Annotated in this window: 7 protein-coding genes; all 7 read left to right on the top strand. The window is 41.6% G+C overall.

Going from position 1 to position 8,007, the window contains the following annotated elements; translation table 11 throughout:
- The first annotated feature begins 247 nt into the window (after positions 1-247).
- The 7 genes from C7B77_RS18100 (at position 248) to C7B77_RS18070 (ending at position 7,980) form a co-directional block, all read left to right on the top strand.
- Positions 248-613: a hypothetical protein gene (locus C7B77_RS18100; RefSeq protein WP_106307888.1), complete on the top strand. Its 366-nt coding sequence runs from the start codon at positions 248-250 to the stop codon at positions 611-613.
- A 271-nt stretch (positions 614-884) separates the two neighbouring features.
- Positions 885-1,760, top strand: coding sequence for a hypothetical protein (locus C7B77_RS18095; RefSeq protein WP_146138388.1), 876 nt, complete (start codon positions 885-887; stop codon positions 1,758-1,760).
- A 248-nt stretch (positions 1,761-2,008) separates the two neighbouring features.
- Positions 2,009-3,835 carry a tetratricopeptide repeat protein gene (locus C7B77_RS18090; protein WP_106307882.1) on the top strand — a complete coding sequence of 609 codons (1,827 nt, stop codon included), beginning with the start codon at positions 2,009-2,011 and terminating at the stop codon, positions 3,833-3,835.
- Positions 3,836-4,335: 500 nt separating this feature from the next.
- The gene (locus tag C7B77_RS31155; RefSeq protein WP_245894260.1) at positions 4,336-4,680 is read left to right on the top strand and encodes a hypothetical protein; all 345 of its coding nucleotides are present in this window, start codon (positions 4,336-4,338) and stop codon (positions 4,678-4,680) included.
- 335 nt (positions 4,681-5,015) lie between these two features.
- Complete coding sequence (gene galE / locus C7B77_RS18080; RefSeq protein ID WP_106307876.1) at positions 5,016-6,014, top strand: UDP-glucose 4-epimerase GalE; 999 nt, start codon at positions 5,016-5,018, stop codon at positions 6,012-6,014.
- Between the two features lie 158 nt (positions 6,015-6,172).
- A complete protein-coding gene (locus tag C7B77_RS18075; RefSeq protein ID WP_106307873.1) occupies positions 6,173-7,009 on the top strand; it encodes a glycosyltransferase in 837 nt (278 codons plus the stop codon).
- Positions 7,010-7,116: 107 nt separating this feature from the next.
- Entirely contained in the window at positions 7,117-7,980 is an 864-nt protein-coding gene (locus C7B77_RS18070) for an ABC transporter permease (protein ID WP_106307891.1), read from the top strand.
- Positions 7,981-8,007 lie beyond the last annotated feature (27 nt).

The raw sequence follows: 8,007 nt of genomic DNA, 5'->3' as shown, positions 1-8,007 counted from the left end.
TGGCAAATGAAGATTGATGATGCTCGCTGTAAACTTACTTCTCTTTACCCTAATATTGAATTTTGACACTGCACTAGCCTATAATAATTGCGATGTCAGCCTCAAAGTCCAAAAGCGATCGGTTATGACACCCTTTACTTGCAACCATCAGAGCAGACATTACAGATTGAGACGATCGCTTCGGATCTGATGTGACTAGTTAGTCTAATATAAGGAGTCAATAATTTTTGCACACCCGATCGAAACTATGACATCACAACTAGTCTTCAACTTAGCTAGTGGTTCTGCGTCCTGTGGTTTTACACTCACGGCTGCTCGGGAATTACAAGCAAAGCTGAATGAAATCGTCCGAGTTCTCAAAGCCAAAACAGCAGAAACACCTGGAGGAGAAAGAGCCAAGCTCAAACCCCATCAACCGATCGAATATCAGTATACGGGAGATGTTTTCCTGGAAATATTCTGCAATCCCAATATTTGGGCAAACGTCTTTGTTGCCAAAGTATCGATTACCTTACGCGACGATCGCATCCGCCTCAATAGCGAAGCCGAACTCACCCGGATTATCGAAGATGTCGAGCGATTTGTAGAACAAATCGACCCCTCTCGATCCTAATAGAAGATCGCAAAAATTGTTCGGCAGCGATCGATCGCGCTAAGTACTCTTAATCGCTCGAATCCAACGATTGTATTCGAGTTTTAATCGGAATATAAAATCATAGTAATGCTGTTAATACGGTCACAGACAAGCATGATATAATTGCTGCAAAAATTATTGTGTATCTATTGTTACTGGTATGATGACAAAATCGATCGTTAGAATTAGTTGGTGTGGTTTCTTTAGTTTGTGGTGTTACCCACATCAATTGTTAGCTCAAGTACCCACATTGTCTAGCAAAAACAGTCCTGCTACATATGAAGACGATCGAGTTAAAATAGTCATTCAAAATTGCAGTCGCAAGCTGCAAGATCTAGTTTGCAAAGCAATCTTAACCAGTAAAAATAGCGATCGCACGGTCAATCTCAGTGGTGATAATATTAGGCTAGTCGATTTTGAAGGTAACGAATATTATCCTAGCAGGATCGGACTGGCCAACAGAATTAGTGAAAATAACGCGATTAAAACCGAGCTAATTGAAAATATTCCCTTCAAGGCAAGTTTCGTCTTTACTAAAGTACCAGCTAATTTGACTCAAGTAGCCTTACTCCAAATTCCACTGAGCGGAGATGTAGATACAACCGTAAAATTTCGGAATTTTAGTGTCATCAGCTCGGCTCCTGCGGTAGCAAAAGCAAAGAAAACCTCAGTTGCTGAGACTGCTGCTGTTAATATTCCCTTAGAATCTAACGGTGATAGTAATTTAGTTTGTCCCGAGCGTACCAAAATTCTCTATCGGGCCACATCAAAAAGTTTTTTGATGTACATTTGTGGCGCGAAAAATCCCACTCACTATGTTGGCCTCTCTCGGGATGGATCTCAGGGCATTACGCTCAGACTGCGTTACTACGACCGCAACCAGTTCTCCGCTGATAATGGCGACACCAATTACACGATCGCGGCCAATAGATTAGTGGTGCGTAGAGATAGTAGGATTATCTATCAGGAAAAAATCCAAGTTTTGCAAGCACTACCTGGTACTATCTCCGCACAGGAAAATACACCTAAGCTCAAAATTAAAAAGAATTCTACTTCCTTGCCTGCCGATCTCAACCAAAAACGTAGTTCTACGAGTCAACCCATCCCCAAGAAAAATACACCATGACCGGAGCGCGAAATCCGCTCCATATTTCTTTTTGTATTGCTAAAGTATATCCAAATTCCGGTCGAATAATTCAAGCTAAACTACCGATATCATTGTTAAATTTAAACATTGATAGCCTTTAATCTCAGTATAATCTTCCAGGGATTGGCATCAATTCTAAATTTGCTCAGTATTTTTACTTGTAATGACTAGACGATCGAAATTCGATCGAATATAGTGAGATTGAGGTCAAAAATCTAAGTGTTTGTATGAACGAGGCTCAAAATTCTACTCAGCAGTTACCATCATTGCCAGCCGATCGGAGTAGTAGCAATCCCAGTCAACTAGCGACATTATATGAGTCGATCGGTCAACATACAGAGGTAGAAGCTCTTTATACTCATTCACTTAGTATTTCCGAACAGCATTTTGGTGCCGACCATCTTTATACTGCTCAAAATCTAAATAATTTAGCAGTCTTGTATGAGTCGATGGGTAAATATACTGAAGCCGAGTCGCTATACTCTCGCACTTTGTCGATCAGAGAAGAGCAGTTAGGCGCGAGTCATCCCTTCACCGTCCAAAGTTTAAATAATCTCGGACTTTTGTATGAGTCAATGGGTCGTTATACGGATGCAGAGCCATTTTACAGTCGCTCTTTGACGATTCGCGAAGATCGCTTGGGCGGCAATCATTTACATACAGCCCAAAGCTTATACAGTTTAGCTCAGTTATATGCAGCAATGGGGCGATATACCGAAGCCGAACCTTTGTACGTGCGTTCTCACCAGATTTGCGATCGTCAATTGGGTGCAGACCACATCGACACGGCTCAAAGCTTAAACCACTTGGCTGGATTATATCTAGTCATGGGCAGGTATGCTGAAGCCGAGCCTCTGTTCCTGCGCGCTCACGAAATTTACGAACGACAATTAGGCACAGATCACCTCGATACCGCTCAAAGTTGGCACGAGCTGGCAAATGTCTATCTGGAGATGGGGCGTTACGAACAAGCCGAATCTATTTATATTCGCGCGCTCAAGATTTACGAACAAAAAGTTGGCGTTAACCACCTCAAAACAGTAGATAGTCTAAATTATTTAGCTAATTTATACTCAGCGATGGAGCGATGTGAAGATGCTGAATCGCTCTATCTCCGCGCGCTCAAAATTCGCGAACAGCAACTGAGTCCCACCCACTTAGATCTCGTCGCTAGCTTGCATAATTTAGCAGGTCTCTACAAGTCACTCCAACAATATGAAGACGCACAACCTTTATACGAGCGCGCTTTAGCGATCTGCGAACAGCAATTAGGTTGGGAAAATACTTATACAGCTCAAAGTCTGGAGCGGTTGGCAAATCTAAATTACGAGATGGGTCAATTTCCCGACGCACAATCGCAACTGATTCGCGCGCTCAATATTTACGAACGACAGTTGGGTGGGGATCACCCTTATACCGCTCAAGGACTGAATAATTTAGCCAGTTTGTACTATCGGATTGAAATGTATGCCGAAGCCGAGCCACTGTACGCCCGCGCGTTAGGAATTTACGAGCGGCAGCTGGGGCAGAATCATCCCAACACGGCTCAAAGCTTAAATAATTTAGCAGTTTTATACTATAAAACGGGCAATTATGTTGCCGCAGAACCATTGTATGTCCGCGCGCTGGAAATCAGACAACGTCAGTTGGGCGAACAGCACTCACACACGGCTCAAAGTCTCAACAATTTGGCGAGTTTATACTATAAAACAGGACGATATAACGAGGCAGAAGCCTGTTATACCCAATCGCTGGCGATTAGAGAGCAACAAGTCGGTGCTGATAGTCTCCAAATTGCCACTAGCTTAAACAACTTGGCTTTTGTATATCAATCACTGCAACGATACGGCGAAGCAGAGGAACTGTACACTCGATCCCTGACAATCAGAGAACAAAATCTCGGTGCAGATCACCCTAAGACTCAAAAAGTTCGCTTAGATTTTCTTGACTTTCTACAGCAAGTCGTGAATACTGGACGAGTCGATCGACTTTCCGACCATCCTCTCACTCAAGCTTTAGTGCAGAAGATGCAGGAGCAGTCACAGATCGAATAGCTGCCCACTTTTAGTAGCTTACTACTAGCCAAGCTGTATTTATAGTATAATCTCGCTATGATTTTTCACCACGGAGCCTAGATATGCGATCGAGGAGAGAGTACTAGTATGGTATGATTTTGGGCAAAGCGATACAAACGCTACATCAGTTACTAACACTCAATCTAAGTAATTCTCGTCGATGTGGGAAACCACTTACATATTTGCCGTTAGGCGATCGTGCGAGTATTGCGAGGGTCCTACTATATAGGACTCGATCGACTACTTTAAATACTAACCCGAGCTAGCACACCCCGATACCGATCTGGTATTGTATGTGTAGTTTACCGGAGTGGGCTTTGACGATCGATTTAGATCTCAGTCTCTCCCCCGCAACCTTCAGTTCACTGCGATCGATTACAGTAAAGGAGGCCGAAGTGCAGGATAAGTGTATCAAAAACCGCAGCAGGTCTAAACGGCGAAGTATTTACTGTCCAGTTCATGACTGTTATCTCGACAGTATGAGTAAAAAGTATTATTTGTTTGCAGATCGACCCGAGCAGCTTGAAGCTCGGGGCATAAAACATTCAGCGGCACACACGTTGATTGGTTTTCACACTACCGTTTCTATCACTGGAGAATGGCTCGAAGCTTTTTGGTGCGATCGATGCCAAAGTACTCAGTGGTACTACGTATGCAAAACTAGCGATCGCACCTACGATATATCTCTCGCTCCAGACGAACTCTGGCAAAGGGTCACTGGTGTCGTTCACCCCAATGGCAACCCATCTGTGAGCGAATTTACCAGAAGAGAGGCGCGGGTAAAACAATATCAAGGTGTCAAAGCTTTTAATACGATCGGCTAGTGCGGATGGTAATTTTTCCGAATTATTAACTGTATATAAATATACCAGCAATTCAGCAAGCTATACTACCGCCTTTTGGCGGATCTCCACTGATTGGCTCCTCGATTGAGATCGAGCGAAATGATAGTTGGGTTGCAAAGATAAGTTTAGTGTGGTTGTAGACAGTTAGTAGTAGGAATTGGCTGACACAGACTGAAGGCTACAGCCCCAAATTAGCAAATTAATGGCACGACTAAAAGTTGTGGCTAGTGCCAATCGACTAGCTAATTTAGGGCACTATAAATGAGATATTAGACACGTAGTCAAATATTTAGATAATTTACCGATCTTACATTATGGATTCTTCCGATCGAACGATATTAGTAACGGGTGGAGCTGGCTATATCGGTGCTCATGCAGTTAAAGCTTTAGAAGAGCGTGGATTTCAAGTCATCATTTTGGATAATTTGGTGTACGGACACCGCGAGCCGATCGAAGCCCACTTAAAGGCTAAATTAGTAGTAGGGGATATTAGCGATCGCCATGTCTTAGACCAAATTTTCACTGGCACCAAAATCGCAGCGGTGATGCACTTTGCTGCCTATGCCTATGTAGGCGAATCGGTAACAGATCCAGCCAAATATTACCAAAATAATGTAGTTGGTACCATAGCCTTACTCGATGTGATGCGCCAACATGGCGTCACTAATTTTGTCTTCTCATCTACCTGTGCGACTTATGGCAACCCGCAGCAGATCCCGATCGATGAAAATCACCCTCAAAACCCAATTAATCCTTACGGAGCTGGGAAATTAGTCATCGAAAGAGTTTTGAAGGACTACGATCCCGCATACGGCCTCAAATCAGTCATCTTTCGCTATTTTAATGCGGCTGGTGCCGATCCCGACAGGTTATTTGGCGAAGACCACAATCCCGAAACCCACTTGATTCCGTTGATCCTCCAAGCGGCTGCGGGCAAACGAGCGGCAATATCCGTCTTCGGTACTGATTACGATACTCCCGACGGTACCTGTATTCGCGACTATATTCACGTTACCGATCTGGCTCAAGCTCACGTTTTGGGTCTAGAGTATCTACTCAAACATCAAGATAGCCAAATTTTTAATCTGGGTAACGGTAACGGCTTCTCGGTCAAAGAAGTCATCGATACCGCCAAGCAAGTCACTGGCAAAGAAATCCCGGTGGAAGAATGTCCCCGCCGCAGCGGCGATCCTGCCGTATTGATTGGTAGTAGCGATAAAGCACGTCAGATTTTAGGTTGGAAGCCAAAGTATGCCGATTTGAACGCGATCGTGCAACATGCGTGGGAATGGCACCAGTACCGTCATTTTTAACCGTTTTTAGATCTGAGTTTATTAAATAAGGAGTATCGATCGCACTATCTTCAATTCAAAACTATAGAATCTCGATCGAAACTGATTATATCACTGAATATTAACTAGAAATTTAGTGTAGACTCACTCGTTGTAGGCAAATAATTAAATCAAAGCTGATGATAATTAATTTCAAACATTTCTTAATCACAAGATTTAGTGTTAAGCCAGTCGATTTCGACAATAACTTGGAAGTTATAGACAAAGAATATACAGATGAATGGATGAACAAACGTATTGATTTGTTCCAGAAGTATTGTCTTCCCTCTGTATTCAACCAGGATTGTAAAAATTTTCATTGGCTAATCTATCTAGATCGAGATACAGAAAATAAATATAGGAACAAGTTTAACCAATTACTTGAAAAGTGTCCAGTCCCATGTGAGATTAGATACGTACATGGGGGTGTTCTGTTTTTAGAAGATGTTGAAAATTTTATATTAGATAACACTAACGCTGAAAATACTCATGTAATCACAACTGGCTTAGATTCAGATGATGCTTTACATAAACGAGCCATATTACGGTTGCAAAGTTACACTAGCGATCCTAATGAGTTTGTTGTGAGCGATCGGAAAATTGCTTTAAATCTATTAAAAGGTTATCAATTGAAAGTTGTGCCGTACAATGAGTTGGTTTGGACTAAAGTTCCATCTAATCCTTTTATTAGCCTTGTATCAAAAATTGACACAAATAATGTTGATATAGTCTATAATTATTTCCACAATGATTTAGGAGATATCAAGGTAATAGATATTAATGATGATTTCTACTGGTTACAAACAGTGCACGACACCAATATATTAAACTGCATTGTGGGCTGGCCTACTTCAGACATTAAAAGAATATCAGAATTTGGGTTTAATCCTAATAATATTCAGATAAGCAAGAAAACACTTCTTGTAGGTTTCTTTAATAGACTTAAACACAGTATATTCCGGAGAATATCTCAATAATACGACAACCTTATGAAGAACACATAACATAGCACAATATCCAATCATTGAAATTGGCACTATTACAGTCATCTCTAAATATTTATAATGGTTGTAAATTTTACAAAATGAGTAAATCTAATAAAACTTCGATGCGAGTTCTCTACACTCCTGAAAGCCGCATTCGCAATCCGTTAATGTTGTTGAGAGAAATGGGTCGGGATTTATTGGCTTCTAGAGAGCTAGCTTGGCGACTATTAGTGCGAGATATTAGTGCTCAGTATCGGCAGTCTTTATTAGGGATATTGTGGGCGTTTTTCCCACCGATAATTACCGCGTTGGGATTAGTAGCAGCAAAGAATGCTGGGGTAGTTAATATTGGAGTAACTGATATTCCCTATCCGGCTTATGTGATGTTTAGTATGTCAATATGGCAAACTTTTACCGAGGCTTTGATGGGGCCGTTGGCAGCAGTAGGGGCCGCCAATCAAATGCTGGCTAAGATTAATTTTCCGAAGGAAGCGATTATTTTAGCTAAATTAGGTGAGATATTTTTTAATTTTGGGATTAAGTTAATCCTGATTTTAGGACTGTTTATTTGGTTTAAAATTCCAATTACTTGGACTGTGATTCCAGCATTTGTAGCTATAATTCATTTGGTTATATTGGGAACTGGGATTGGCTTGTTCATTGCGCCTTTTGGGGTTTTGTATGGAGATATCGGGCGATTAATTCCGCTAATTGTAACTCCATGGTTGTTGTTGACTCCGGTGATTTACCCTGTTCCTAAGCAAGGATGGTTCAGTACGGTGGTGAATTGGAATCCTGTTACGCCTTTATTGACGACCGCAAGAGATTTGGCAACGACTGGTATAGTGTCCGATCCAACAAGTTTTTGGCTAGTAAGTGGCTTGAGTTTTGGGTTGTTACTTGCAGCTTGGGTTTTATATCGTTTATCGATGCCGTTTATTATTGAGAGAATGAGTTCTTAAATTAGTAACTTAAATTAGTAACTAAAC

Source organism: Chamaesiphon polymorphus CCALA 037 (assembly GCF_003003845.1).
GTDB lineage: Bacteria > Cyanobacteriota > Cyanobacteriia > Cyanobacteriales > Chamaesiphonaceae > Chamaesiphon > Chamaesiphon polymorphus.
This window is presented reverse-complemented; position numbering and strand designations above follow the sequence as displayed.

Bases quoted from the DNA above. Each gene is read 5' to 3' on its own strand.
- C7B77_RS18100 (WP_106307888.1), top strand. From the start codon at position 248: ATGACATCACAACTAGTCTTCAACTTAGCTAGTGGTTCTGCGTCCTGT.
- C7B77_RS18070 (WP_106307891.1), top strand. From the start codon at position 7,117: ATGAGTAAATCTAATAAAACTTCGATGCGAGTTCTCTACACTCCTGAA.
- C7B77_RS18075 (WP_106307873.1), top strand. From the start codon at position 6,173: ATGATAATTAATTTCAAACATTTCTTAATCACAAGATTTAGTGTTAAG.
- C7B77_RS31155 (WP_245894260.1), top strand. From the start codon at position 4,336: ATGAGTAAAAAGTATTATTTGTTTGCAGATCGACCCGAGCAGCTTGAA.
- galE (WP_106307876.1), top strand. From the start codon at position 5,016: ATGGATTCTTCCGATCGAACGATATTAGTAACGGGTGGAGCTGGCTAT.
- C7B77_RS18090 (WP_106307882.1), top strand. From the start codon at position 2,009: ATGAACGAGGCTCAAAATTCTACTCAGCAGTTACCATCATTGCCAGCC.